Genomic DNA, 26,692 nt, shown 5'->3' with positions numbered 1-26,692 from the left:
CAGAAACTTACAAATCAAACGGAACGTTCCAGTGCATCCAGGCCGGCCTCCACCGCCGCCGTGACAGCCTCGGCAAAGGTGGGGTGGGGACGTACCGGCCGGAGCAGCTGCTCTGCTGTCAGACCCAGGGACACCGACAGGGTCAGCTCGGCGATCAGGTCGGAGGCCCGGTAGCAGCACAGCTGTCCCCCCAGCAGGGCGTGGGTTTCTTTGTGAAACACCAGCTTTACAAAGCCCCGCTTGCCCCCCTCGATAAGGGTGCGGCCATTGGCTCCCATGACGCACTTGCCGCTGACCGCCGGGATGTTCCGGGCCTTGGCCTCGTCCAGGGTCAGGCCTACCTGGGCCAGTTCCGGGTCGGTGTATACGCAGGAGGGGATGGGGGAGGTGCCGCGCAGGGGCGTTTTCCCCAGCAGCAGGTGGGCCACCACGTCCCCCTCTGCTTCCGCCTTGTGGGCCAGCATGGCCCCGCCGATGGCGTCCCCGATGGCGTAGATGGAGGGGATGGAGGTGCGGAACTGACCGTCCACCGTCAGAAAGCCCCGGTCCATGGCGGGGGAGACCCCATCAAACAGGCCGGCGGTGGCGGGTTTTCGTCCGGCGGCCACCAGCACCGTGTCGGCGGCGAGGGTGTGCTCCTCTCCCTTGTGGGTGAAGCGGACGGCGGGGCCGGGCTGGATCTCCGCCACCGAGGCCCCGGTGTACACCGTCACCCCCGCCTTTTTCAACTCCATGGTCAGGCTCTGGGACAGCTCCCGGTCCAGGTTGGCGATGAGCCGGTCCAGGGCCTCTACAATGGTGACCCTGCACCCGGCGGAGGCCCACACCCAGGCCAGCTCCACCCCAATGACGCCACCGCCGATGATGAGCAGATGGTCCCGGGGGCGAATGTCGTCCAGCAGGCCGTCGCTGTTGGATACACCGGGCAGGTCCATCCCCGGAATGGGGAGAGGGGCAGGGAGAGAGCCCACAGAGACCAGGATGGACCTGCCCTCCCAAAGCGTGCCGTCAGCGGTTCTGAGGGTGTTGGGGCCGGTGATGACAGCCTGGGCGGGGATAATCTCCACCTTGGCGGCTTTCAGCTGTTTTTCCATGCCGGAGCGGAGGGTGGCTACCACGGATTCCTTTTCTGCGGCCAGCTGGGACCAGTCGCACCCCGGCTTGGCCCCGTGGAGCAGGGCCTTGGTGGGGATGCACCCCCGGTTCAGGCAGGTGCCCCCCACCTGACGGGGCTCGAACAGGGCCACGGACAGGCCGCCTCTGGCGGCCCGGAGGGCGGCGGCGCAGCCGCCGGGTCCTCCGCCGATGATGAGTAAATCGTGCATATTCAGCCCTCCGGGAAGGAATACCGCACCACCGGATGGCGGGCGGCGGCGGTCTCATCGGGGCGGCCCACCACGGTGGAGTGGGGGGCGGCGTGGAGGGCTTCCGGGTCCTCCTTGGCCCGGCGGAGGATGTCCGCCAGCACCGCCGCCGCCTGATCCAGCGTCTCGGGGGCCTCGGTCTCGGTGGGCTCGAACATCAGCGCCTCGTGGACGATGAGGGGGAAGTACATGGTGGGCGGGTGGATGCCGTCGTCCAGCATGGCCTTGGCCACGTCCAGAGCGGATACTCCCGTCTCCTTCTTCAGCCCCTCCAGGGTGAGGACAAACTCGTGCATACAAAGCCCGGGGAAGGCGGCGGTGTAGCCCGCCTCCTCCAGCTTGCGCTTTAAATAGTTGGCGTTGAGCACCGCCCCCTGGGCAGCCTCCGCCACCCGGGCGTTGCCCAGCCGCATCAGGTAGGCAAGAGCCCGGATCACCACCAGGAAGTTGGCGTGGAAGGCCCGCACCTGGCCGATGGAGTGCTCCCCGCCGTTGCCGCACAGGGCGGAGCCGGGCATAAAGGGGGCCAGAAATTCCTTGCACCCCACCGGGCCGCTGCCGGGCCCGCCGCCGCCATGGGGGGTGGCGAAGGTCTTGTGCAGGTTCAGGTGGCACACGTCAAAGCCCATGTCTCCCGGCCGGGCTACCCCCATGATGGCGTTCAGGTTGGCCCCGTCGTAGTACACCAGGCCTCCGGCCTCGTGGACGATTTTTGTGATCTCCAGAATGTCCCGCTCAAAGAGGCCCACTGTGTTGGGGTTGGTGAGCATCAGACCCGCCGTGTCCGGGCCGCAGGCGGCCCGCAGGGCCTCCAGATCCACCAGCCCGTCGGCGTTGGAGGGGATGTTGCGGACGGTGAAGCCCGCCATGGCCGCCGAGGCCGGGTTGGTGCCGTGGGCGGAGTCGGGCACCAGGATCACCGTCCGGGCGTTGTCCCCCCGGTGGCGGTGGTAGGCCTTGATGAGCAGCAGGCCGGTAAACTCCCCGTGGGCCCCGGCGGCGGGCTGGAGGGTCACCCGGTCCATGCCGGTGATCCGGGCCAGGGCGTACTCCGTCTGGGCCATGGCCAGCTGGCAGCCCTTGACGGTGTGGCCGGGCTGGAGAGGGTGGATGCCGGTAAAGCCGGGGAGGGCGGCCATATCCTCTCCCAGCTTGGGGTTGTATTTCATGGTGCAGGAGCCCAGGGGGTAAAACCCGTCGCACACCCCGAAGGCCCGCCGGGCCAGCGCCTGGTAGTGGCGGGACAGGTCGCTTTCCCCGATCTCAGGCAGCCGGGGGGCTTTTTTGCGGGCGAATTCCTCCGGTACCGGGCACTCCGGCACGTCCAGCGGGGGCAGCAGATCGGTGCCCCGGCCGGGGCGGCTGCGCTCAAAAATCAGTTCCATATGCCCAGCACCTCCTTCACAATGGACACCGTCTGGTCCAGTTCCTCCCTGGTCTGCTTTTCGGTGACGCACCACAGCAGCCCGTCCTTCAGGGGCAGCCCTCCCAGGATGCCCTTGGCCTCCAGCCCCGCCAGCACGTCGGCGGGACCCCGCAGATCGGTGACAAACTCATGGAAGAAGGGACCGGGATAGCGTAGCTTTACGCCGGGCAGCTTGCACAGCTCTCCGGCCAGATAGTGGGCTTTGGCGTAACACTGCTCGCCCACCTGCTTCAGGCCGCCGGGACCCATCAGGGACAGGTACACCGAGGCGGTGAGGGCGCACAGGGCCTCGTTGGAGCAGATGTTGGAGGAGGCCTTCTCCCGGCGGATGTGCTGCTCTCTGGCCTGCATGGTGAGCACAAAGGCCCGGCGGCCTTCCTGGTCGGTGGTCTGCCCCACGATCCGGCCGGGGAGCTTGCGCATCATAGCCTGGGTGGTGGCCATAAAGCCCAGATAGGGCCCGCCCCAGGACAGGGGCAGCCCCAGAGGCTGGCCTTCGCCCACGGCGATGTCGGCCCCCCATGCGGCGGGGGGCTCCAGTACCCCCAGAGTGATGGGATTCACCCCGGCGATGAGCTTGGCCCCACCCTCATGGGCGATTTGGGCCAGGGCGGCCCCGTCCTCCAGCAGGCCGTAAAAGTTGGGCTGCTGGATGTACACACAGGCGGTCTCGCTGTCCACCAGCCCCGTCAGGTCGGTGCGGCCGTCCTTCACAGGGGCCACCACCACCTCGGTGCCCGCCCCGAAGCAGTAGGTCTGGATGGTGGCGATCACGTCCGGGTGGGCGGCGCCGGATACGATGGCCTTTGTCCGCTTCCGGTCCCGGCACATGGCCACCCCCTCCGCCGCGGCGGAGGCCCCGTCATACACCGAGGCGTTGGCGGCGTCCATGCCGGTGAGCTCGCAGATCATGGTCTGGAACTCGAAGATGGATTGCAGCACCCCCTGGCTGATCTCCGCCTGATAGGGGGTGTAGGCGGTGACGAACTCCTCCTTGGCGGCGATGCGGCTCACCGCCGAGGGAATATAGTGGTCGTAGGCCCCGGCTCCCCGGAGAATGGTGGAAAACCGGGTATTCTGGGCAGCCAGCTTCTCCAGGGCCCGGCGGACCTCCAGCTCGCTCTTGGGCTCCGGCAGATCCAGGGGGCCGTCGATGTACACCTCATCCGGGATATCCCGGTACAGGTCCCGGGGGCCGGTCAGCCCCAGGGCCTCATACTGCCGCCTCCGCTCCTCCGGGGCGGCGGGCAGATATCCTCCCATATTACCCCTCCTCGGCGCAGTGGGCCTCATAGGCGGCGGCGTCCAGCAGATCCTCCTCGCCGGTGAGCTGCTCCACCTTCACCAGCCAGGCCCCATAGGGGTCCTCGTTCACCAGGGCGGGATTGTCCAGCAGCTCCTCGTTGACCTCGGCCACCACGCCGGACACCGGGGAGAGCACGTCGGATACCGCCTTGACGGATTCCACGTCTCCCAGGGCCTCCCCGGCGCTCACCTGGTCCCCGGACTGGGGCAGGTTGACGAACACGATGTCCCCCAGGGCGTCCTGGGCAAAGTCGGTGAGGCCAACGGTGGCCACCCCGTCCTCTACCAGCAGCCACTCGTGGGATTTGGTATACTGCAACTCCTTGGGAATGTTCATGATGATTACCTCCTGTATATTTATGCACAATAATTACGCTCTCTTATAAAATGGGGTTTTGACGACCTCCGCCTCCACCTTCCGGCCCCGGACGTCCACCTGCACCACGGTGCCCGGTTCCTTGTAGGCCACGTCCACCATGGCCATGGCAACCGCCTGGCCCAGCCAGGGACAGTGGGTGCCCGAGGTGACCACGCCGATCTGCTTCTCCCCGTCGTACACCGGGCACTCCTCCCGGGCGATCCCCCGGCCGGTGATTTTCAGGCCCACCCGGCGGCGGGAGATGGGCCGGGCCTGTTCCAGGGCGGCCTTACCGATGAAATCAGGCTTTTCCAGCTTGACGAAGATGCCCAGCACCGCCTCGTAGGGGTTGATGGCGGGGGAGAGCTCGTGGCTATACAGGGGCATGGCGGCCTCCAGCCGCAGGGTGTCCCGGGCGCCCAGGCCGCAGGGGATCAGCCCGAAGGGTTCCCCCGCCTCCAGCAGGGCGTCCCACAGGGCGGGGGCGTCCGCCGGGGCGCAGTACAGTTCAAAGCCGTCCTCCCCGGTGTACCCCGTGCGGGAGACCATGCAGGCCATGCCCTTTACAGTCCCCCGCAGCACAGCGCTGTAGTTCTTTTCCGGGATGTCGGAGGTGAGCTTGCGCAGGATCTCCTCCGCCCTGGGGCCCTGAAGGGCCAGCTGGGCCACCCGGTCCGACCAGTCCTCCATAGCGCAGTCCCCGGTGAGATGCTCCCGGATCCAGGCGGCGTCCTTGTCTTTGTTGGCGGCGTTGACCACGATGAAATACACCGTGTCGCTGACCTTGTAGACGATCAGGTCGTCCACCACGCCGCCGTCCTCGTAGCACATGGGGGAGTAGCGGGCCTGGCCCTCGTACATGCCGGAAAAATCGTTGGTCATCAGCCGGTTGACGTTGGCCAGAGCGTCTGCCCCCCGGAGGACCAGCTCCCCCATGTGGGATACGTCGAACAGGCCGCAGGCGGAGCGCACCGCCTTGTGCTCGGCAATGACGCCGCTGTACTGCACCGGCAGCAGCCACCCGGCGAAGGGGACGATCTTGCCTCCCGCCGCCACGTGCCGCTCATAGAGCGGGGTTTTTTGTTCCATCTCCAATTACCTCCTTTTCAGGCAGCAAAAAAGCGCATGGCAAAAAAGCCATGCGCCTCTGTCCTGGTACCTGAGAGTTTTGCCCCCGTCGGCGCGGAGCGTGCTCCGCTTTCCAGAGTTTCGTCAGGGGCCGGTCCTTCTGCCTGAGAGATCACTGCGCTGCCCCTTCGGCGGCGGCCTGTGCCGCGCTCTCCCGGTCCCGTCATCCGACAATATAAACTTGTGGGTTTGCTTTCAACCTCAGTATAGGGGAGCGGGCTGGAAAAGTCAACCGCCAGTTTTCCGCCGCACCCTTTTTTCCCAAACACATAAGATAGAGTACGGCGGGGAAGGGAGGAAGATGCCGTGAAGCATGAATTGGATATCTGGCTCATCGGCGGGGACCGGCGGCAGGTGCGGCTGGCCGGCCTGCTGGCGGAGGACGGACACAGCGTACATACCCTGGGGCTGGGCCCGGCGACGGGCGGTGTGCGGGAGGAGCGGGAGCTGGCCGGGGCGGCTCTGGCGGACTGCGTGGTGCTTCCGCTGCCGGCGGCCGCCCCTGGAGGGCGGCTGAACGCGCCGCTGGCGGAGAAGCCTTTGCCCATGGAGGCGGTCTTTGCCGCCCTGCGGCCGGGGCAGATCATCTGCGCCGGCCGGGTGGACGATGCCACCCAGGCCATGGCCCGGGACCGGGGGCTGGTCCTCCACGACTACTTTGCCCGGGAGGAGCTGGCGGTGGCCAACGCGGTGCCTACCGCCGAGGGGGCCATCCAGATCGCCTTGGAGGAGATGCCCGTCACCCTCCACGGCAGCCGGGCTCTGGTCATCGGCTACGGGCGGCTGGGCCGGGCCCTGGCCCCCCGGCTGGCGGGGCTGGGGGCAAAAGTCAGCGTGGCCGCCCGGAAGTACGCAGACCTGGCCTGGGCGGAGGGCTTCGGCTTCGGCACCGAGCACACCGGGGAGCTGAAAGGCTGGCTGTGCGGCTACGATCTGGTGGTGAATACGGCGCCCGCTTTGGTGCTGGGCAAAGAGGAACTGGAGGAGCTGAAGCCGGAGTGCGTGGTCATCGACCTGGCTTCCCTCCCCGGAGGGGTGGACTTTGCCGCCGCCAAGGCCCTGGGGATGAAGGCGGTGCAGGCCCTGTCCCTCCCCGGCAAGGTGGCCCCCGCCACGGCGGCGGCCTACCTGCGCAGCACCATCTGTCACATTTTACATGAGTTAGGAGTGTAGCTATGGAACCCATTCGGGTGGGATTCGCCTTTTGCGGGTCCTTTTGTACCTTTCGTCAGGCCATGACGGCCCTGGAGCGGGTCCACGACCGCTACGGCGACGTGACGCCCATTGTCTCCGAGACCAGCGCCGCCACCGACAGCCGGTTCGGTCCGGCCCACGAGTACATGCGGGAGATGGAACGCATCTGCGACAAACGGGTGATCGACTCCATCCCCAAGGCCGAGCCCATCGGCCCCAAGCACCTGCTGGATGTGCTGGTGATCTGCCCCTGTACCGGCAATACCCTGGCCAAGCTGGCAAACGGCATCACCGACACCACTGTGACCATGGCGGCCAAGGCCCACCTGCGTAACGGCGGGCCAGTGGTGCTCTGCCTGGCCACCAACGACGGCCTGGCGGCCTCGGCCAAAAACATCGGCACCCTGCTGGACAAGAAAAACGTCTACTTCGTCCCCTTCGGCCAGGACGATCCGGTGGAAAAGCCCACCTCCCTGGTGGCCGACTTTTCCCGGGTAAACGACGCCATCGACGCCGCCCTGCGGGGGGAGCAGCTCCAGCCCCTGCTGCTGCGGGGCGCCTTATAAGGACACATTACAACCCTGCGTTTCTATAAATGTTTGAGCGGGCAGCTTGGCTGCCCGCTCTGTTTTTCCTCTTTCAAAGAAGATCGTTATATGATTTCGCTGTCAAACCAAGGTGGAAAATGGTTTTTTTACATAGGAGTAATAATCGCTCATGGTAAAGTCAGCGGGCAGTCCTATCAACTCAGACTTGCCCTCCTGAATATGGTGCTTGCCTATTGAGAGCCATGACGCGAACATTTCCGGATCATTTTACCGCTTATCCTCTACCCATTTCCGGGTTTGCTCTCTCAGGAAGGTCAGCCGGTCGCCAAAGGAGAGGTTTTGTCTGTCCGCTTCTTCCAAACTCCATTGCAGATGATTGTTAAAGCTCTCTGCAGTTTCTCCTGTAATCGTCCACGCTCTTGGAATTTCAATTGTAATCTCGTCAGGAGCATCCAGCGTGACCTGACCCTGTGCCTGTGATAATTCCAGCTTGTCGTACTGGTTAGCCTGCAGACAGGTTCCCTTGGAAAGCTGCTTGGGCGCCGTAAACTTTGTATGACATTGTATGACGCCTGGACAGGCGCTGTTTACTGTATTCACCATTGGTATTCACACCTTTATTTTCATGATTGAAACTTGGCAAATGCCCGGTATACTTCGTCCCGATTGATATACTCTGTGCGGATCAGACCGGCCTGCCAGGGCTTTTTGGCAACCCGCTCCCGATTATGGTCGATTTTTGCGTCCAGGGCATCCAGGAATCGATCCATAAAGGGCTCAAAGGAGTCTTTCAGCAAATCAGACAGCCGATCGCTGATGCCCGCATGTTCCATCTGGCCTGTGAGGGACTGATACTGCTGGGCGAGATATTTGCCCAGGTCGGCGTCACTGTCCTGGATGGCGTAGGTATCCCATTCCGGTTTTTTGATCTGTTCGGAAAGATCTTTGGCGTATACAGCGGCAAAGGCCAGATCATCCGTGCTGTATGGAGCCGGGTTGCTGGCGGTTGGGGCGGCAGGGGTACCCACCGATGAGGAGGCAGCGTGTTCCCGCAGTCTGGCAGCCATATAGCCGTCGTCCTGTTTCAGCCACTGCTTGCCGGGATCGGTGATGTCTGCGTAAATGTCATGTTCCGCAAGATATGCGCTGTACGCGTCCGCCTTGCTGTCGATGGCAGCCAGAACACTTTCCCGCATATCTTCGGATACGCCGGACTGTCCCATCCCCTCATAGAATCCACCGATATTGTCGGCATAGGAGGTAGCCAGTTCCCCCTTGGCTTTTGTGTACAAGTGGTCCAGCGTCTGCATTTCCTGCTCCAGCTTTTCCCCGGTGTACTGGGTCTGGATGCGGTCTTTCAGCACCGCGTAGCGAGAGGCCAGATAGTCCGCCTTGGTCTCAAACCGCTGGGCGTTGTCAAAGCAGATATCCATGTTCAAAAAATCTTCCTGCACGCCGCGCCAGTCGATTTCATCTCCCAGCCCGTTTGCCTCCAGTTGAGCGCGGAACGCATCCAGGCTCTCCTGACTGACCTGACCTTCTGTCATCAGCTTCACTGGCTTGGAGGGGTCCAGTTTAAAGGAGTCTCCAATCTGGATGAAGTCCAGGCGGTACTGCTTCATGTACTGATTCATCAGTGCGTCTTCTTCGGTGTACTGCTCTTCCTCTGAAGCAGGGCGAAGCTCCGCCGCCGGGTCAAGCCTGGCATTGATGGGCGTAGCCTCCGGTGTTTCCAGGATCTGCAGGCGGTTGGGAAGACAGAAGCCGCTGAGTTCCAGCCGATCCCGGTTTGCGGAATTCGGTTGGGTCCATGCCTGCCCCTGCGAACGGGCGGCAAACAGATCTGTGCCGCCCTGTTTGCGGCCAATATGGTTGAGCCAGGTGCTGTTCAACCAAGGGTTTGCGCTGATTTGACCAATATACATGTGCACTCCTCCAGATAGAATGCCTGATACGCCATGCCTTTTCCGTATCTTTGCTCAGACCTTCCTGCAAAAGTAAAGAACATTCCTTTGTCTGCTCAGACAAAATTATCCATATATATTATCGGCTGGATTTGAAAAAAACTAAGATATTTCTAACATAGAATCAATCTGTAAGAGCTGTTTTTTTATGCCCGTTTCTCCCATAAAAATCCCCCTGATGTCAACTACATCAGGGGGATTTTGTTCCGGTCCGTTTCACTGGACCTGTTTATGATGTGGATGCCGCGCTCTGTTGTGGTTACAGATAGCTCTTGAGGGTGTCCACCAGGTCGGTGTGCTCCCAGGGCAGGTCAATGTCGGTGCGGCCGAAGTGACCGTAAGCGGCGGTCTGCTCGTAGATGGGCCGGCGCAGGTCCAGCTTCTCGATGATCTTGGCCGGGCGCATATCGAAATGCTTGTTGACGATCTCGGACAGCTGCTCCTCGCTGAGCACGCCGGTGCCGTAGGTGTCCACCAGCACGCTGACGGGGTGGGCCACGCCGATGGCGTAGGCCAGCTCAATCTGGCACTTGCGGCACAGGCCGGCGGCCACCAGGTTTTTGGCGATGTACCGGGCCATGTAGGCGGCGGAGCGGTCCACCTTGGTGGGATCCTTGCCGGAGAAGCAGCCGCCGCCGTGAGCGGCGGAGCCGCCGTAGGTGTCCACGATGATCTTGCGGCCGGTGAGGCCGGTGTCGCCCACGGGGCCGCCCACCACGAAGCGGCCGGTGGGGTTGACGTAGAACTTGGTGTCCTTGGTGATGTACTGGGCGGGGATGATGGGCTTGATGATCTCCTCCACCACGGCCTCCCGCAGGTCCTTCAGGGCGATGTCGGGGTCGTGCTGGGTGGACACCACGATGGCGGGGCAGGAGAGCACCTGGCCGTCGTCGCCGTACTCCACGGTGACCTGGCTCTTGCCGTCGGGGCGGAGCCACTTCAGCTTGCCGGACTTGCGCACGTCGGTGAGCTGCCGGGAGAGCTTGTGGGCCATGGAGATGGGGGCGGGCATCAGCTCGGGGGTCTCATCGCAGGCGTAGCCGAACATCATGCCCTGGTCGCCGGCGCCGATGAGGTCGGCCGCGTCGGTGCCGCCCTCCTGGTGCTCGAAGGACTGGTTGACGCCCATGGCGATGTCGGGGGACTGCTCGTCAATGGCGGTCATGACGGCGCAGGAGCGGTAGTCGAAGCCGTAGGCGGGATCGGTGTAGCCGATGCGCTGCACGGTGCGGCGGACGATGGAGGGGATGTCGGTGTAGTGCTTGGTGGTGATCTCGCCCATCACCGTCACGATGCCGGTGGTGGTGAAGGTCTCGCAGGCCACGTGGGCCGTGGGGTCGGCGGCCAGGATGTCATCCAGGACGGCGTCGGAGATCTGGTCGCATACTTTGTCGGGATGGCCCTCAGTGACGGACTCCGAGGTAAACAGACGCTTTGCCATAATAGTAACCTTCCTTTCTGTGTGGGACGTGAAAAACGCGCTCCGCCGGATGGCGGAGCGCGCAGAACTCGTCCATCCTCATCTTTCGATTTCCTCGCCGGATTTGGCACCTTGCTTCTGCAGGTTGCCGGGCTTCATCGGGCCGTTCCCTCCACCGCTCTCGATAAGGCTATTCAATTGACTGTGGATATTTTATCGGGTTTTCACCACTTTTTCAATAGACAAATAGACGAAATTGTATAGGGCCGGAAAAATCTTTTTGCGTTAAGCCTTCCAGCCGTTGAGGTATTCCACCTGCTCGTCGGTGAGCTTGTCGATGGCCAGGCCCATGGCGGCCAGCTTCACCCGGCCGATCTCGTCGTCGATCTCGTCGGGCACCTGGTAGACCTTCTTCTCCAGGCTGTCCTTGTGCTTGACCAGCCACTCCAGCGCCAGAGCCTGGACGGAGAAGGACATGTCCATGATCTCCGCCGGGTGGCCGTTGCCGGCGGCCAGGTTGACCAGCCGGCCCTCGCCGATGACATTGAGCACCCGTCCGTCGGGCAGGGTGAAGCCCTCAATGTTGTCCCGGCGGATTTCACGCTTGACGGCCATCTTGGCCAGGCTGGCCACGTCCACCTCGCAGTCGAAGTGGCCGGCGTTGGTGAGGATGGCGTTGTGCTTCATCACTTCAAAGTGCCGGGGGGTGATGACGTCCTTGCAGCCGGTGACGGTGACGAAGATATCGCCATACTTGGCGGCCTCGTCCATGGGCATCACCCGGAACCCGTTCATGGTGGCGTCCAGGGCCTTGAAGGGGTCCACCTCGGTGACGATCACGTTGGCGCCCATGCCGCTGGCCCGCATGGCCACGCCCTTGCCGCACCAGCCGTATCCGGCCACCACCACCGTCTTGCCCGCCACCACCAGGTTGCTGGTGTGCATGATGGCGTCCCACACCGACTGGCCGGTGCCGTACTTGTTGTCATAGTAGTGCTTGGCCTTGGCGTCGTTCACCGCCATCATGGCGCAGGGCAGGATGCCCTCCCGCTCCCGGGCTTTCAGACGCAGGATGCCGGTGGTGGTCTCCTCGCACCCGCCGATGAGGTGTTCCGCCAGGTCGGCGCACTTGCCGCCCAGCAGATGGATCAGGTCGCCGCCGTCATCCACCACCAGATGGGGCTTGAACTTCAGGGTCTCGATCAGGTGGCTCTCATACTCCTCGGCGGAGGCGCCGTGGATGCCGAAGGTCTCCACCCCCAGGTCGGCCAGCCCGGCGGCCACGTCGTCCTGGGTGGACAGGGGGTTGGAGCCGGTGAGGTGAACCTCCGCGCCCCCCTTGCTCAGTACGTAGCCCAGATTGGCGGTCTTGGCCTCCAGGTGGACGGACACCGCCACCCGCAGCCCGGCGAAGGGCTGCTCCTTCTCGAAGCGGGCTTCGATGCCGCTGAGGGCGGGCATAAAGTCCCGCACCCAGCTGATCTTCCGGCGGCCGGACGGGGCCAGGGCCATGTCTTTTACGATACTCATATGCTTCCTCCTTGGGGGGCGGCCACAGACGGGCTGGGTCCGTCCCAGAAATCTAATGTCAGCAGGGGCTTTGTCTTACGGAATTCCCGCACCCGGCGGTGCAGATCCAGCAGCTGCTCCGCCGTGGGGGAGGGGGGCGCGCCGTAGGCGGGGCAGGTAAAGAACCAGCAGAATTTGGCGCCGCTTTCAATGACCCGGTCGTAATACTCCTCGGTGGCCACCCGCTCGGCGTTCTCCGCGGTGCAGCGGCAGGCCACCCCGAAGGGCAGCTTGTCCCGCTTGAGCTGCTCGGTGGCCCGCACCGCCCCCTCGGGGTCCAGGTCCACCTGGATGGCGGGGAAGAGGTTGGCCACCCGCAGCAGGTCGGCCCGCAGGGTCTGGGTGATGGAGGCCGGGGGGGTGAAAGCGGCGAACACGCAGTCGGTGTGCTTGTTGCACAGGGCGATGAGCTCCTCCTCCCGGGCCAGGGGGTTGCCGCCGCTGAAAATAAACAGGTGGCAGCCCTTGGCCTTGCGGGAGTCGATCTCCTCGTCCAGGCTGTCAAACTCCATGGAGGGGCGCACCCCGAAGATGGACGCACCGCATCCGGCACAGTCCATGGCGCAGGGGAAGGAGGGGTCGATGATCACCGCCCAGGGGGCATTGCCCTGACCGAAGGGCTTTTCCCGGTTTTTTCGGGGCCAGTCCAGCAGGCCGCCGTGGATGATGAAGTTTTCAAAGATCTTTTTCAGCACCCGGCTGTCCACGTCGGTGTACATGCTCCGGAGCAGCTGGTTCCAGTTGTTGTCCGGGTCGGTCATGGCCCGGTGGAGCAGATCCTGATAGGGCGGAGAGAGCTTTTCCCCCGCGAATTTGTCCACCCACTCCATCAGTCTGGGGAGGTTGGCGTCCGGGTCCCGCTCCAGGTAGTCCAGCGCCCGTGCGATTCCAAAGGCGCGCAGACGGACCGGAATGCTCATAGATGTGTGCTCCTTTCCCCAAAAGGTCGGTCGGGATAATGTAACAATTCTACCATATCCCATGCGCCGCCGCAACACCATAGACAAATTCTCCAGCCTGTTGCATTTTCTGACAAAAGGGGCAGAATGTCTAGTGGGAGGGCCGCCATTGACAAGCCTTGCGGTCCCGGACTATACTATACTTGGATTGATATGCGCCTGACTGGGAGTGAATAATATGCGCGCCGGACTGATCACCTTCCACTTCGCCCACCACTATGGAGCTCAGCTCCAGGCTCTGGCCACCATGAAGGCCATCCAGGCCCTGGGCCACGACTGCCAGATCATCGACTACCGCCTGCCCCACACCACCCGCACCAACCAGCTCTTTAAAAAGAGCGCCTCGGTGCGGGCGGTGGCCGCCGATGCCCACACCGCCCTCCACTACGGCTCTTTTCAGCGGCGGTTCCGGCGGTTCGAGGCCTTTGTGGCGGAGGAGATGGCCCTCTCCCCCCGGCGGTACACCAGCGTGGACCAGCTGCGGGCCGAGGCGCCGGAGTACGACGTATATGTGGCGGGCAGCGACCAGATCTGGAACCCCTATATTTTTGCCAACCGGCAGTTTGACCCCGCCTTTCTGCTGGATTTCGGGGGGGCGGTCCGGCGGATCGCCTACGCCCCCAGTCTGGGGGTGCCCACCCTGCCGGAGGACAAGGCGGCTGAGCTGAAGGGCTTTCTGGCTCCCTTTTCCGCCCTCTCCGTCAGGGAGAAGCGGGGACAGGTGCTGCTGCGGGAGGCGGCGGACTGGGATGCCCGGGTGGTGCTGGACCCCACCCTGCTGCTGAACGGGGAGGACTGGGGGGCGCTGGCCAACCCCACCCGCTGGAAGGGGCCCTATATCCTGTGCTACTTTGTCTCCGACCCGGGGGAGGCCGCTCCCTACGCCCTGGCCCTGTCCCGCAAGACCGGCTGGCCCATCGTCCAGATGGCGGGGGCCCGGCGGAAGATCGATGGGGCGGCGGAGCTGGTCTTTGACGCGGGTCCCCGGGAGTTTCTGGCCCTCTTTCGGGACGCCGCGGCGGTGGTGACCAACTCCTTCCACGGAGCCGCCTTCTCCCTGCAGTTCCGGAAAAACTTCTTTACCTCCATGTCCCCCAAGGAGCGGGCCCAGCCCACCTTCTCCCGGATCTACAGCCTGCTGTCCCGGCTGGGGTGCGCCGACCGGATCATCGGCCTGGACGACACCGCCCCCCTGGAGGCGCAGATGGACTATGACAAGGTGTATGAGCGGCTGGAGGCCGAGCGGGCGGACTCCCTGGCCTACCTGAAGGCCGCCCTGGAGGGGACCGCCCTGCCGGAGGAGCAGCCCCAGCCCGACGCCCCAGCCAGGCCGAATTTGTGCGCCCGGGAGGACTGCACCGGCTGCACCGCCTGCGCGGCGGTGTGTCCGGTAAACGCCATCACCATGGAGGCCGACCACGAGGGCTTTTTGCGGCCGGTGATGGGGGAGAGCTGCATCCTCTGCCGCAAGTGTGAGGCCACCTGCCCCATGCTCCACCCACCGGTGCCCGGCCCTGCTCCGGCCCAGGCCCACGCCGTCTGGAATTCCGACGAGGCCGAGCGGCTCAAGAGTTCCTCCGGCGGCTTCTTCTCCCTGCTGGCCCGCCACGTGCTGGAGCAGGGGGGCGCGGTGTTCGGCGCGGTGCTGGACGAGACCATGACCGCCCGCCACGTGTGCGCCCGCACGGAGGAGGAGCTGGCCCCCATGCGGGGCTCCAAGTACGTCCAGAGCGACCTGGGGGACGGCTTCCGCCAGGTGAAGGAGCTGCTGGACAACGGCACGCCGGTGCTCTTTTCCGGGGTGCCCTGCCAGGTGGACGGCCTCAAACGCTATCTGGGCAAGCATTACGACAGTCTGCTGACCTGCGATCTGGTGTGCCATGGGGTGCCCTCCCCGGCGGTGTTCCGGGCCTGGCTGGGCGGTCTGGAGACCGCCCGGGGTGCCAAGGTCACCGGGGTACGCTTCAAGGACAAGTCCCACGGCTGGTCCCACCCCTGGCTGACCGTCACCTTTGCCGACGGCAGCGTCTATACCGAGGACTTCAATCGCACCGGCTACGGCCGGGGTTTTGGGATGCAGCTGTTTTTGCGGCCGGCCTGCGCGCTGTGCAAGTACACCTCCACCAGCCGCCCCGCCGACTTCACCCTGGCGGACTACTGGGGCCTGGATCCCAAGCTGGAGCTGCCGGTGGAGCGGGACAAGGGGGTGTCCATGGTGCTGGTGAACAGCGCCAGAGGCCAGGTGGTGTACGATGCCCTGGCCGGGCAGTTCGGCCAGACCGACCGGCCTCTGGAGGAGGCGGTGACGGGCAACCCCCGGCTCAAGAGCCCCCTGAAGGCAAACCCCAAGCGGGGTGCCTTCTTCGCCGCCTTTGCCGCCCTCCCATTCCAGGAGGTGGAGAAACGGTTCCTGGCCCTGCCCCCCCTCCATTACCGGGCGGCGGCCAGGGTGCTTACCCCCGCCATGAAGGACAGGCTGCGTAAGCTGCTGAAATAATGTTTACAATTTATTCGGGAATTTTTTCCCGAAAGCTGGTATCATAACAAACACTGTGTTTGCGTCGGGAGGTAATTCTGTTTGAGAAGATCCGTTGACACCTGGCTGGACCGCTTTTGCTACAAGCATCCCAAGCTGGGTATTCCAGGCCTGATGAAATATGTCGTCATCCTCCAGGGAGTGGTCTACCTGCTGGACATCTTCAGCAACGACTACCTGTCCTTCCTGCTGATGTTCTCCACCCAGGCTATTCTCCACGGGCAGGTGTGGCGTCTGTTCACCTTCCTGTTTCTCCCCCTGGAGTCCAGCAATGCTATCTTCTTCCTCCTCTCTCTCTACTTTTACTGGTTTATCGGCAGTACCCTGGAGCGGGAGTGGGGGTCGGTGAAGTTCACCGTCTTTTACGCTGTAGGGGCCCTGCTCACCCTGATCTCCGGCTTTGTGCTGGATCTCTGGGGATTTGGTCTGGCCATCAACATGTTCTATGTGAACATGTCCATGTTCTTCGCCTTTGCCACCCTCTACCCCGACCTGCAGGTGCTCTTCTTCTTCATTATCCCGGTGAAGGTCAAGTGGCTGGCCTGGCTGGACGCCGCCCTGTACGTCATCCAGTGTGCCCGGTATATTGCCGGCGGCATGTGGTTTTTGTGCCTGCTGCCCCTGGTGGCGGTGGCCAATTATGTGCTCTTTTTCTGGTCGGATATCATGGACCGCCTGGGCCGGACCCGGACCCGCCACTCCGCCCAGACCATCAACTTCAAAAAGGCCACCAAGCAGGCCCAGCAGCAGAAGGGCTATATCCACAAGTGCGCCGTCTGCGGCAAGACAGACACCGATTACCCCAACGAGGAGTTCCGCTACTGCTCCAAGTGCAACGGCTACTACTGCTATTGCTCGGAGCATATCCACAACCACGTGCATATTGAGTGAAAAGCAGCGCCCCGGGCATGGCCCGGGGCGCTGCTTTTGTAACCGCTCTGTTGTTTCCCGCCTCCCGGCCTTCTGATAAAATAGACATATCAAAAGGAAGGAGGAGACCCTGTGAAACGAACTGTCTTTTGCGCACTGGCGCTGCTGCTGGCGCTGCTCACGCCGGCCGCCGCCAACTCCACTCCCACCCGGCTGGATGGGGTGGGGGGCTCCGCTCTGGAAGTGGACGAGAACTGCCCCGTCACGGTCTCCGCCGAACAGCTCACCTTTCAGATCCAGCGGGACAACGACTATGGGCGGCTGTGCGCCCAGGTGACCGCCGTCTACCAGATGGAAAACCCCACAGAGGAGCCCCTTACCGTGCCTATGGCCTTCTACCTGGAGGAGCGGAAGGGCCAGGTGGGAAGCGGCCTGGAGCCCAGCCAGGTGTCGGTTACCGCTGACGGACAGGCCCTGTCCTTCACCCAGCGGGAGGTGGAGAACGGCGACCCGGACCGGGAACGCACCGCACTGGTGTATACGGTGGAGTTTCCCGCCGGCGGGACCCGGGAGGTGGCGGTAAGCTACCCCAGCTTCAGCTACAGCATCCAGGAGGGCACCACTTATTGGCGACACACCTTTACCTATCTGCTCTCCCCGGCCCAATACTGGGCCCACTTCGGCACGCTGGATGTGGAGATCTCCGCCCCGGAGGAGGCCCCCTATATCATCGACTCCACCCTCCCGCTGGAAGAGGCGGGGGAGGGGCGCTATACCGCCCATTTTGACGGCCTGCCCGAGGGGGAGCTGGAGTTCACCCTTTACCGGGAACCCTCCATTACCCTGTGGGACCGGTGCAACGCCTTTCTCCAGGATGCCGGATATGCCATGTTCTTTCTGGGCCCGGTGATTCTGGTGGTGGCCGTCCTGGTCATCGTCTGGGTGCTCCTCCGCCGGCAGCGGCGCTGAGCACCGGGCTGTTGGTGTACTCCAGCCCGCAGGGCTTTGGGGTGGGGAAGCACAGGCCGTACAGGTCGGTGTACCGGCTCTCCGCCTCAAACAGCCGCCGCGCCGGGCCGTCCAGAGCCCTGGCCTGGGCGGGCTTGGTGAGGACCGGGAGGGCGCAGGTCCCTTTCATCCGCTTCAGCAGGGCCTGACCCCGCTCATTGAGCCCCAGCACCCGCACATAGGGGACCGCCAACCGGCGGTCCTCTTGCGTTAGCCCCAAAAAGGCCCCCACCGCCAGCCGCCGCAGCCGGGCATGGGTGTACCGGCGGGTCTTGGCCAGGGTGTAAAACTCCTCCAGGGAACAGGCCTGCCGGGCCGCCCGCACCAGCCGGGCGGGCAGCCCCTCCGCTCCGCCGCCGTCGGGGAGGGCGGCCCAGTCGGCCTCCTCCATGGTCCGCAGCCTGGCCAGCACCGCCCGCTCCGCCCAGAGCAGGGAGGCGGGCTGGCCCAGGGCCTCCAGGGAGCCGTCCGGCAGCAGGGCGGCGGCCTCCTCCCTCCGGCCCTCCCGCAGCAGGGCCCGGATGTGACTGGCGGAGGCGAAGCCCTCCATGTGCCCCGTACTGTCATGGCCCGCCCCCCGGCGGGCCACCGTCATGGGTGCCATGCCGCTGCCCAGGGCGCGGAGGGCGCGCAGATACTCCACCCCCAGGTTGTTGTTGGGGGAGGAGAGACAGGGACAGTCCGCCGCCGCCTGCCGGGCGGCGGGGAAGGACAGACCGCGGCCCAGCGCCTCCTGCAGCCGGGCGGGGTAGCCGGGGGCGTCCAGGGCGTCGGCGGTCTGCCGCAGGGCCTCCAGGCTGCCGTCCTCGCTGCCGAAGGAGAGAATATCCACCACCCCTGTAGCCTCCAGCAGGCCCACCGCCCCCCGGGCGAAGGCCTCCGCCGACGCCATGGCCCAGGGGGTGGGCAGCTCCAGCACCAGATCCGCCCCTCCCGCCAGGGCCAGGGCCGAGCGGGTCCACTTGTCCGCCGCGGCGCACTCCCCCCGCTGGACCCAGTGCCCGCTCATCACGCACACCACCGCCCCGTCCTGGCCCAGAGCCGCCCGGGTCTGGGCCAGGTGATAGGCGTGTCCCAGATGGAATGGATTGTACTCCGCCACGATTCCGGCCACCGCCATAGCTGTTCCTCCAAAGGGAAAGGAGAAAAATTCCTCCTTTCCAGCAAAATATGGGTTGTCCTTTTGTGAGAAAAGGGATAAAATAAGACGTGCGAGTTTATTTTACTACACAATGGCTTGTCTCACAAGCCGGAGTAACTGTTTAAGGAGAGATGGAACCAATGAAAGTTTTGGTCATTAACGCCGGCAGCTCCTCCCTGAAGTATCAGCTCATGGACCCGGAGAGCCGGGAGGTTCTGGCCAAGGGCCTGTGCGAGCGCATCGGCATCGACGGCCGCCTGACCCACAAGATTCCCGCCAAGGACGCCAAGTATGAGTTCGAGATCCCCATGCCCACCCATGCCGAGGCCATCCAGGCCGTGCTGGACGCCCTGCTCTCCAGCGAGCACGGCGTGATCAAGAGCGCCTCCGAGATCGACGCGGTGGGTCACCGCGTGGTCCACGGCGGCGAGAAGTTCGCCTGCTCTGTGCGCATTGACGACGCGGTGATGGCCGCCCTGGAGGAGTGCATCCCCCTGGCCCCCCTCCACAACCCCGCCAATATCACCGGCATCAAGGCCTGCGAGAAGGTCATGCCCGGCGTGCCCATGGTGGGCGTGTTCGACACCGCCTTCCACCAGACCATGCCCCCCAAGAGCTATATCTACGCGCTGCCCTACGAGTACTATGAGAAGGACAAGGTCCGCCGCTACGGCTTCCACGGCACCTCTCACCGCTATGTGTCCGCCCGGGCCGCCGAGATGCTGGGCAAGCCCATCGAGGAGCTGAAGATCATCACCTGCCACCTGGGCAACGGCTCCTCCGTGGCCGCCGTGGACTGCGGCAAGAGCGTGGATACCTCCATGGGCTTCACCCCTCTGGCCGGCCTGCCCATGGGCACCCGCTCCGGCGATCTGGACGCCGGTATCCTGGAGTACCTGATGGGTCAGTACGGGTACGACATGAAGGAAATGATGACCGTCCTCAACAAGAAGTCCGGCGTGCTGGGCATCTCCGGCGTGTCCTCCGACTTCCGGGATGTGGAGAACGCCGCCAATGACGGCAACCAGCGGGCTGCCCTGGCGCTGGAGACCTTCCAGTACAACGTGAAGAAGCTCATCGGCGCTTATGCCGCCGCCATGGGCGGGGTGGACGTGATCGTGTTCACCGCCGGCGTGGGCGAGAACGACGCCATCACCCGGTACAACGCCGCCTCCGGCCTGGAGTTCATGGGCGTGAAGATGGACGCCGAGGCCAACAAGGTCCGGGGCAAGGAGAAGGTGATCTCCGCTCCCGACTCCAAGGTGAAGGTGCTGCTCATCCCCACCGACGAGGAGCTCATGATCGCCATGGATACCGCCGCCATCGTCAAGGGCTGAGCCCGGCGGCAGACGAGCTGAAACAGAAAAGCCGGCAGACAGGAGCCTGTCTGCCGGCTTTTTGCGGCCTTATTGCTGGCGGTAGGACTGGAACTTGCCCAACACCGCCTGAAGTTGGTTGGGGGTGAGGTTGATCCCGCCCCCCGCCAGCCGGGCGTGGTAGTACACCTTGGCCAGAAACTCCAGCTGCTGGGCGGCGTCAAAGGCAAAGGACAGGCTGCCTCCCACCGCCAGCAGCCCATGGTTGCCCAGCAGACAGCCGTTGTACCGCTCCCCCATGGCGTCCCAGGCCGCCTCCGCCAGCTCCAGGGAGCCGAAGGGGTAGTAGGGGATGCAGGGCACCTGGTCGCCGGAGTAGGCCACCAGGTAGTGGATGGGCTCAATGGCCCAGCCCAGGCAGGAGAGAATGGTGGCAAAGGAGGAGTGGGTGTGGACCACGCCGTTCACGTCCCCCCGCCGCTGGTAGAACAGCCGGTGGAGATCCAGCTCGCTGGAGGGCTTCCGGGTTCCCTCCACCACCCTGCCCTCCAGGTCGGTGACCACCACGTCGGCGGGGGTGGTGGAAAAATAGTCCATGCCGGAGGGGCTGATGGCCATGAGCCCCCGCTCCCGGTCAAAAACGCTGATATTGCCAAAGGTGCCCTCGGTGAGCCCGGCGGTGACCAGCTTCTTGCCGTACTCCACCACCAGCTCCCGCTGTGTCTGCAGCAGCATAACAGATCCTTCCTTTCCCGCGGACTGATTGGCTTAAGCATACGAAAGGCGGCGGAAAAAGTCAAGGGTCGGGATTGACAGGGGAGAGAGGGTCGCATACAATAAAACCGCAAGCAAGGAGGCGGAGGTATGACCACAGAATCGCTGGGCCGGGCGCTGCGCTATACGGCGGCCTACCGGCCCCTTTTGGATACCCCGGAGCTGAAGGGGATGCTCCGGTTGCTGGACAAGCTGGCGGCGGGGGACGGCGCCGGGGCGGCGGAGGAGTACGCCCAGATCTTTTATCTGCTGCGGCAGGGGGGCTTCCGGGGGCTTGGAGACTGGTTTTACAGCCAACTCCGGGACGGCAGCTTTCCCTATGCCCGGCTGGTGGAGCGGGGAGAACGGGACCCGGAGCTGGAGCGGGCGGCGGAGCGGGAGGTGGGTCTGTTCCAGGCTCTCGCCCAGCTGGACTGCGAGGAGCTGCTGGCCGTGCTCCGTGAGAGCGCGCCGGAGGCGGCGGAGCTGCCCCGGTGGACGGCGGGGTGCCCCTTTACCTTTGAAACGCTGACCCAGTTCTACCGCACCCACGGCTCCGGCCTGCTCTCCCGCAGCCGGGCCTTCCTGTGGGAGGACGGGGAGCTCTACCCGGTGGAGGACCCGGACTGCCCGGGCCCCGACGAGATGCTGGGCTACGAGCTCCAGCGGGATCAGGTCATCGCCAACACCCGGGCCATGCTGGAGGGCAAGGCGGTGAACAACGTGCTCCTCTACGGCGACAGCGGCACCGGCAAGTCGGCCACGGTGAAGAGCCTGCTCTCCCAGCCCGGTTTCGACCAGCTGCGGCTCATCGAGGTGCAGAAGGAGGGACTGGCCGACATGCCCCGGCTGATGCGCACCCTGGGGGGCCGGCAGCTGAAGTTCATCCTGTTCATTGACGATCTGGCCTTCGACCAGGACGACACCACCTATTCCGTCATGAAAACCATTCTGGAGGGCGGGCTGGAGCGGCGGCCCGCCAACGTGGCCATCTACGCCACCTCCAACCGCCGCCATCTGGTGCGCCAGACCTTCTCCGACCGGGCGGGGGACGAGGTGGACGCCAGCGAGACCATTCAGGAAAAGACCTCTCTGGCCGAGCGGTTCGGCCTGCGCATCCCCTATCTGGCTCTGAACCAGGGGGACTATCTGAACATGGTGGAGCGGATGGCGGAGCTGTACGGGGTGGAGCTGGACAAGCAGGAGCTGCGCACCGGCGCCCTGCGGTGGGAGATGCGCCACCCCGGCCGGACCCCCCGGACGGCCAAGCAATTTATCGCCAGCCTGCATCTGGCGGACAAACAATAAGGAGGAGACCCCATGAAAAAACACCACATGTTCCGACGGCTTCTGGCCGGTGTGCTGGCGGCGGGGCTGCTGTCCCTGCCCGCCCTGGCGGCGGAGGACACCCAGCAGCCCCAACTGCCTGACCCCTGGGCGGTGAGCGCCCTGGCGGACAGCTACGCCCTGGGTCTGGTGGACGACAACTACACCAGCTACATCCAGAGCACCGTCACCATGGAGCAGCTGGAGAGCATGAGCAGGATCGTGGCCGACAAGCTGGCCCTGCTGGAGCTGCCCCAGCGGACGGCGGATACCGTGGGTCTGGTGGTGGACACCACCCGGGGCGGGGTGATGAACGCCCTGTACCAGCAGGCAGCGGCCTATGAGCTGCCCGGCGTGGAGGAGGGGGCCGCCTCCTTCCTGGCCGGGCTGGGGGTGGTCCAGGGGGACCAGGCCGGGGAGCTGGCCCTGGAGCGCCCCTGCACCTATCAGGAGGCCATGGTCATGGCCAACCGCCTGATCCTGGCGGTGTATGACGCCAACGACGCCGGAGCCAAGGGCCTGCTGTGGAAGGCCACCAACGGGGAGAACACCCTCTATCTGCTGGGCACCATCCACCTGGACCGGGATAACGTGTACCCCCTCCACAAGTCCCTCCGGGACGCCATCGACGCCTCCCAGACTGTGAGCTTTGAGCTGGATCTGAACGACCAGGAGGGGCTGGCTCTCCTCCAGAGCCTTCAGACCTACTCCGACGGCACCACCCTGGCCGACCACATCAGCCCCGAGCTGTACCAGCGGGTGCAGGCCCAGGCCGAGGCCCTGGGGATGGGCGCCAACGGCCTGGACGCCTACAAGCCCTGGGCTCTGGCCTCCACCTTCAGCACCCTGAGCATGACAAACGACACCACCGGCGCCAACGCCATGACCATTGACCTGTACGTGAACGCCCGGGCGGTGAACGGAGGCAAGACCATCGACGCCGTGGAGACCTACGCCTTCCAGGGCGGGATTTTCGACGGCCTTTCCCCGGAGTATCAGGAGACCTACCTGGACGCCTCGCTGTCTCTGCTGGAGATGGCTCAGGGGGGCGAGACCGACCCGGCCATGGAGGAGGCCGCCCAGCAGCAGGAGGAGATGATGTCCGGCATGTTTGCCGCCTGGAAGGCCCGTGACCCGGAGGCCTTTGCCCAGGTCTATGACAAGGCCTCTGTCATCAACAGTGACGACGAGCTCAGCGCCAAGCTGTTTACCGAGCGGGACCCGGGCATGATCCAGGCCGCCGCCTCCTATCTGGAGACCGAGGGGGAGAACACCTTCTTCCTGGCGGTGGGGGCCGGCCACATGGTGGACCCCGGCGGCATCGTCTCCGGCCTGCGGGAGCTGGGCTATACCGTGGAGCTGGTGGAGTGAAAGCCCTGATTGAGCTTTGTGCCAAAGGAGGATAAGCATGATTCTCAAAGGCAACTTTATCTGGATGCCGGCCATGGACCGGCTGGAGGTACGGGAAAACGCCTGGCTGGTCACCAGCGGGGAGACCGTAGTGGGTATTTATGACCAGCTGCCCCCGGAGTACGCCGGGCAGCCGGCGGAGGACTGGAGCGGCAAGGTGATCATCCCGGCCTTCAACGACCTGCACATCCACGCACCCCAGTTCCTCAACCGGGGCATCGGCTACGACACCCGGCTGCTGGACTGGCTGGACACCTATACCTTCCCCCTGGAGGCCAGGTTCCGGGACCTGGACTTCGCCCGGCGGGCCTGGAAGGTCTTTCTCAACCGGCTGTGGGCGGCGGGCACCATGCGGTTTTCCGCCTTCGCCACCATCCACAAGGAGGCGGCCTGGGCGCTGATGGAACTCACCGAGCAGAGCGGCCTGCGGGGCCTGGTGGGCAAGGTGAACATGGACCGCAATGCCGCAGACAACCTGCGGGAGGAGACGGCGGCCTCCCTGGCGGACACCGAGGAGCTCATCTGCCGCAGCCGGGCGGAGCTGAAGCACGTGGGCTTCATCCTTACCCCCCGGTTTGTCCCCTCCACCACCGGGGCGCTGATGGAAGGCCTGGGACAGCTGGGGGAGCGGTACGACCTGCCGGTGCAGTCCCACCTGTCGGAGAATCCCAGCGAGGTGGAGTGGGTGCGCCAGCTCCATCCGGACATCCCCACTTACACCCAGGTATATGAGAATTTCGGCCTGCTGCGGAAGGACAAGACCATCATGGCCCACGCCATCTACCTCTCCGACGGGGAAAAGGAGCTTCTGCGGGAGAAGGGGGTTACGCTGGCCCACTGTCCCTGCTCCAATGTGAACCTGTCCAGCGGGGTGATGCCCCTGCGGCGGAATCTGGAGGAGGGGCTGCGGTGCTGCGTGGCCAGCGACGTGGCCGGGGGCCACACCGCCGCCATGAACCGCAGCGTGGCCGCCGCCACCGCCCTGTCCAAGGTCAACTGGCTCTCCCACCCGGAGGAAGCCCACCTGACTCTGACGGAGAGCTTTTACCTGGCCACCCGGGGGAGCGGAGCCTTCCTGGGGCAGGTGGGGAGCTTTGAGCCCGGCTTCCAGTTCGACGCCCTGGTGCTCTCTCCCGCAGACCCGGCGGAGGACCTGCTGGAGCGCACCCCTGTGGAGCGGCTGGAGCAGTTCCTCTGCGACGGGGACGACCGGGACATCGCCGCCCGCTACTGCGGGGGCGTTTTGGTGGAAAAGCCCTTTGCCACAATGGAATAATCCCTGGGGGCGCGGCCATGCCGCGCCCCTTTTTTGTCCGCTTTACTTCCCGGCGGAAACATGATACAATACCTCCGACTGGTCTCCACACCCGGTCCAAGCACGGCTGTGCCGTGTTCGTTCCGCGGCTTCGGTCCCAAGGCCGCCCGCGGTTCTCTAAATACCAAAATGGAGGAATCAAACATCATGCGCAAGTTTACCACGAAAGACCTGACCCTGGCGGCTCTGGTGGCCGCCCTGTACGCCGTGCTGGGCTACTTCGGCAACATCTTCGGCCTCACCTTCGGGGTGGTGCAGATCCGCTTTGCCGAGGCGCTGACCGTGCTGCCCTTCCTGTTTCCGGCCACCGCGCCGGGCCTGGCTCTGGGCTGCCTGATCACCAATCTGCTCTCCCCCTACGGCCCCCTGGACATGGTGCTGGGTACTCTGGCCACCGCCATCGCCGCCTTCCTCACCGCCCGGATGCCCCGGTGGTACCTGGCGGCCCTGCCCCCGGTGCTGGTCAATATGGTCATCCTGGCTCCCATGTGGTCCTGGGCCGAGGTGGGCGCCGTGAACAGCGCCTTCTGGGCGGTCTGCGGCTTCAACGCGGCCACCTTCGCGGTGGGCGAGGTGGCGGCCTGCTACGTACTGGGGACGGTCCTTCTGCTGGCCCTGCCCAAGGTGCGTTATTTCCGAACCATGATCCCGGAGCGCCGCCTGGCACACTTCTGAGGCGGCTTTGCCCGGCGTATGACAAGGAGGAGCTGTTATGAAAGTCCGTAAAGCCGTCATTCCCGCCGCCGGTCTGGGCACCCGGATGCTGCCCGCCACCAAGACCGTCCCCAAGGAGATGCTCCCCATGGTGGACAAGCCGGTGATTCAGTATATCATCGAGGAGGCGGTGGCCTCCGGCATTGAGGATATCCTCATTGTCACCAACCGGGCCAAGTCCGCCATGGATGACTACTTCGACTACTACCCCGAGCTGGAGACCCGTCTGCTCCAGTCGGGCAAGGAGCGGGAGCTGGTGGAGGTCCGCCGGGCCGCCGACCTGGCCAATATCTTCTACGTCCGTCAGAAGGAGACCCGCGGCCTGGGTCACGCCATCTACCGGGCCAAGCGGTTTGTGGGGGACGAGCCCTTCGCGGTGCTGCTGGGCGACGACATCATGCGGGCCCAGAAGCCGGTGACCCTCCAGCTCATTGAGGGGGCGGAGAAGTACGGCACCTCCGCCGTGGGGGTGCAGAAGGTGTCTACCGAGGCCATCTCCCGCTACTCCTCGGTCAAGGTGCAGCCCCTGGAGGAGCGGATCTTCGACGTGTCCGACATGAACGAGAAGCCCACCCCCCAGCAGATGTTCTCCAACTACGCCATTCTGGGCCGCTACGTGCTCACCCCCGATATCTTCGATATTCTGGAAAATGTAAAGCCGGGGTACGGCGGGGAGATCCAGCTCACCGACGGCCTGCGGGAGCTGTGCAAGAAGAACCGGATGGTGGCGGTGGACTTCGAGGGCCGCCGCTACGACACCGGCAATATCTGCGGTTTCCTGGAGGCCACCATCGACTTCGCCCTGGAGCATAAGGCCACTGCCGCGTGGCTCCGGCAGTTCCTGAAAGAAAAGGCCGCCCAGCTGGAACACAAAGGATAAGAAAAGGCCCGCCGCGTGTGGGTGTCCCCTGACAGGGGTAACTTTGCAGGTGTCTGAAACCCCGGCAGATATTGCTTCAGCAGTATCTGCCGGGGACTTCTTTTTGTCTCACGCACCCTTGGCGGTGGACTGACCTTTCGGCTGTGGCAGTTCCACACAGCCAATGTCATTGTAGTGAATTTCCACCG

Annotated in this window: 23 protein-coding genes and 2 riboswitches; of the genes, 11 read left to right on the top strand and 12 right to left on the bottom strand. The window is 64.4% G+C overall.

Annotated elements, in window-relative coordinates; genetic code table 11:
• Positions 1-14 precede the first annotated feature (14 nt).
• Genes B5F88_RS08775 through gcvT form a run of 5 tightly spaced genes read right to left on the bottom strand, consistent with a single transcriptional unit; the run spans position 15 to position 5,548 of the window.
• Entirely contained in the window at positions 15-1,325 is a 1,311-nt protein-coding gene (locus B5F88_RS08775; RefSeq protein ID WP_087344478.1) for an FAD-dependent oxidoreductase, read from the bottom strand.
• 2 nt (positions 1,326-1,327) lie between these two features.
• Positions 1,328-2,749 (bottom strand): aminomethyl-transferring glycine dehydrogenase subunit GcvPB, encoded by a 1,422-nt coding sequence (gene gcvPB, locus B5F88_RS08770; RefSeq protein WP_087344475.1) that lies wholly within the window; start codon positions 2,747-2,749, stop codon positions 1,328-1,330.
• Complete coding sequence (gene gcvPA, locus B5F88_RS08765) at positions 2,740-4,053, bottom strand: aminomethyl-transferring glycine dehydrogenase subunit GcvPA (RefSeq protein WP_087344472.1); 1,314 nt, start codon at positions 4,051-4,053, stop codon at positions 2,740-2,742. The genes gcvPB and gcvPA overlap by 10 nt, the downstream gene beginning before the upstream one ends.
• A 1-nt stretch (position 4,054) precedes the next feature.
• Positions 4,055-4,432, bottom strand: coding sequence for a glycine cleavage system protein GcvH (gene gcvH / locus B5F88_RS08760; protein WP_087344469.1), 378 nt, complete (start codon positions 4,430-4,432; stop codon positions 4,055-4,057).
• A gap of 33 nt (positions 4,433-4,465) precedes the next feature.
• Complete coding sequence (gene gcvT / locus B5F88_RS08755) at positions 4,466-5,548, bottom strand: glycine cleavage system aminomethyltransferase GcvT (protein WP_343286462.1); 1,083 nt, start codon at positions 5,546-5,548, stop codon at positions 4,466-4,468.
• A 115-nt stretch (positions 5,549-5,663) separates the two neighbouring features.
• Positions 5,664-5,748, bottom strand: a riboswitch (glycine riboswitch).
• Between the two features lie 139 nt (positions 5,749-5,887).
• Between gcvT and dpsA the strand changes: the two genes are divergently transcribed.
• Both dpsA and B5F88_RS08745 read left to right on the top strand, forming a co-directional pair.
• Complete coding sequence (gene dpsA / locus B5F88_RS08750) at positions 5,888-6,754, top strand: dipicolinate synthase subunit DpsA (protein ID WP_242959699.1); 867 nt, start codon at positions 5,888-5,890, stop codon at positions 6,752-6,754.
• Between the two features lie 2 nt (positions 6,755-6,756).
• Positions 6,757-7,341, top strand: a complete 585-nt coding sequence (locus tag B5F88_RS08745; RefSeq protein ID WP_087344463.1) for a dipicolinate synthase subunit B — start codon at positions 6,757-6,759, stop codon at positions 7,339-7,341.
• A 249-nt stretch (positions 7,342-7,590) separates the two neighbouring features.
• Here B5F88_RS08745 and B5F88_RS08740 read toward each other — a convergent pair whose 3' ends face one another.
• From B5F88_RS08740 to B5F88_RS08720, 5 genes are all read right to left on the bottom strand, one after another.
• Entirely contained in the window at positions 7,591-7,926 is a 336-nt protein-coding gene (locus B5F88_RS08740) for a hypothetical protein (protein ID WP_087344460.1), read from the bottom strand.
• Between the two features lie 20 nt (positions 7,927-7,946).
• Entirely contained in the window at positions 7,947-9,248 is a 1,302-nt protein-coding gene (locus B5F88_RS08735; protein ID WP_087344457.1) for a hypothetical protein, read from the bottom strand.
• A 298-nt stretch (positions 9,249-9,546) separates the two neighbouring features.
• Positions 9,547-10,728, bottom strand: a complete 1,182-nt coding sequence (gene metK, locus B5F88_RS08730) for a methionine adenosyltransferase (RefSeq protein ID WP_087344452.1) — start codon at positions 10,726-10,728, stop codon at positions 9,547-9,549.
• A 75-nt stretch (positions 10,729-10,803) separates the two neighbouring features.
• A riboswitch (SAM riboswitch) is annotated at positions 10,804-10,898 on the bottom strand.
• Positions 10,899-10,992: 94 nt separating this feature from the next.
• A complete protein-coding gene (locus tag B5F88_RS08725; protein WP_087344450.1) occupies positions 10,993-12,237 on the bottom strand; it encodes an adenosylhomocysteinase in 1,245 nt (414 codons plus the stop codon).
• The gene (locus B5F88_RS08720) at positions 12,234-13,196 is read right to left on the bottom strand and encodes a radical SAM protein (RefSeq protein WP_087344447.1); all 963 of its coding nucleotides are present in this window, start codon (positions 13,194-13,196) and stop codon (positions 12,234-12,236) included. The genes B5F88_RS08725 and B5F88_RS08720 overlap by 4 nt, the downstream gene beginning before the upstream one ends.
• 217 nt (positions 13,197-13,413) lie before the next feature.
• Between B5F88_RS08720 and B5F88_RS08715 the strand changes: the two genes are divergently transcribed.
• The 3 genes from B5F88_RS08715 (at position 13,414) to B5F88_RS08705 (ending at position 17,610) form a co-directional block, all read left to right on the top strand.
• Positions 13,414-15,732: a polysaccharide pyruvyl transferase family protein gene (locus tag B5F88_RS08715; RefSeq protein ID WP_087344444.1), complete on the top strand. Its 2,319-nt coding sequence runs from the start codon at positions 13,414-13,416 to the stop codon at positions 15,730-15,732.
• 81 nt (positions 15,733-15,813) lie between these two features.
• Positions 15,814-16,662, top strand: coding sequence for a rhomboid family intramembrane serine protease (locus B5F88_RS08710; RefSeq protein ID WP_242959697.1), 849 nt, complete (start codon positions 15,814-15,816; stop codon positions 16,660-16,662).
• A gap of 111 nt (positions 16,663-16,773) precedes the next feature.
• Complete coding sequence (locus B5F88_RS08705; protein ID WP_087344441.1) at positions 16,774-17,610, top strand: hypothetical protein; 837 nt, start codon at positions 16,774-16,776, stop codon at positions 17,608-17,610.
• Here the strand turns inward: B5F88_RS08705 and B5F88_RS08700 are convergent.
• Positions 17,573-18,769: a nucleotidyltransferase family protein gene (locus tag B5F88_RS08700; RefSeq protein ID WP_087344438.1), complete on the bottom strand. Its 1,197-nt coding sequence runs from the start codon at positions 18,767-18,769 to the stop codon at positions 17,573-17,575. The genes B5F88_RS08705 and B5F88_RS08700 overlap by 38 nt on opposite strands.
• Before the next feature lie 161 nt (positions 18,770-18,930).
• On the opposite strand from B5F88_RS08700, the gene B5F88_RS08695 reads away from it, so the two are divergent.
• On the top strand, positions 18,931-20,127 hold the full coding sequence (locus B5F88_RS08695) for an acetate kinase (protein ID WP_087344434.1): 1,197 nt from the start codon (positions 18,931-18,933) through the stop codon (positions 20,125-20,127).
• A 69-nt stretch (positions 20,128-20,196) separates the two neighbouring features.
• On the opposite strand, the gene B5F88_RS08690 is transcribed toward B5F88_RS08695, so the two are convergent.
• Positions 20,197-20,841: a class II aldolase/adducin family protein gene (locus tag B5F88_RS08690; RefSeq protein WP_087344431.1), complete on the bottom strand. Its 645-nt coding sequence runs from the start codon at positions 20,839-20,841 to the stop codon at positions 20,197-20,199.
• A 129-nt stretch (positions 20,842-20,970) separates the two neighbouring features.
• Here B5F88_RS08690 and B5F88_RS08685 point away from each other — a divergent pair, with 129 nt between their 5' ends.
• The 5 genes from B5F88_RS08685 (at position 20,971) to galU (ending at position 26,504) form a co-directional block, all read left to right on the top strand.
• Positions 20,971-22,167: an ATP-binding protein gene (locus B5F88_RS08685; RefSeq protein WP_087344428.1), complete on the top strand. Its 1,197-nt coding sequence runs from the start codon at positions 20,971-20,973 to the stop codon at positions 22,165-22,167.
• A gap of 12 nt (positions 22,168-22,179) precedes the next feature.
• Complete coding sequence (locus B5F88_RS08680) at positions 22,180-23,556, top strand: TraB/GumN family protein (protein WP_087344423.1); 1,377 nt, start codon at positions 22,180-22,182, stop codon at positions 23,554-23,556.
• Between the two features lie 37 nt (positions 23,557-23,593).
• On the top strand, positions 23,594-24,871 hold the full coding sequence (locus tag B5F88_RS08675; protein ID WP_087344420.1) for an amidohydrolase family protein: 1,278 nt from the start codon (positions 23,594-23,596) through the stop codon (positions 24,869-24,871).
• 186 nt (positions 24,872-25,057) lie between these two features.
• The gene (locus B5F88_RS08670; protein WP_087344417.1) at positions 25,058-25,585 is read left to right on the top strand and encodes a QueT transporter family protein; all 528 of its coding nucleotides are present in this window, start codon (positions 25,058-25,060) and stop codon (positions 25,583-25,585) included.
• Between the two features lie 37 nt (positions 25,586-25,622).
• On the top strand, positions 25,623-26,504 hold the full coding sequence (gene galU, locus B5F88_RS08665) for a UTP--glucose-1-phosphate uridylyltransferase GalU (RefSeq protein ID WP_087344413.1): 882 nt from the start codon (positions 25,623-25,625) through the stop codon (positions 26,502-26,504).
• Positions 26,505-26,692: the final 188 nt, after the last annotated feature.

Source organism: Flavonifractor sp. An306, from assembly GCF_002159455.1.
Classification (GTDB): domain Bacteria; phylum Bacillota; class Clostridia; order Oscillospirales; family Oscillospiraceae; genus Flavonifractor.
The sequence above is the reverse complement of the archived record's forward strand: the minus strand, read 5'-3'. Positions and strand labels throughout refer to the sequence as shown.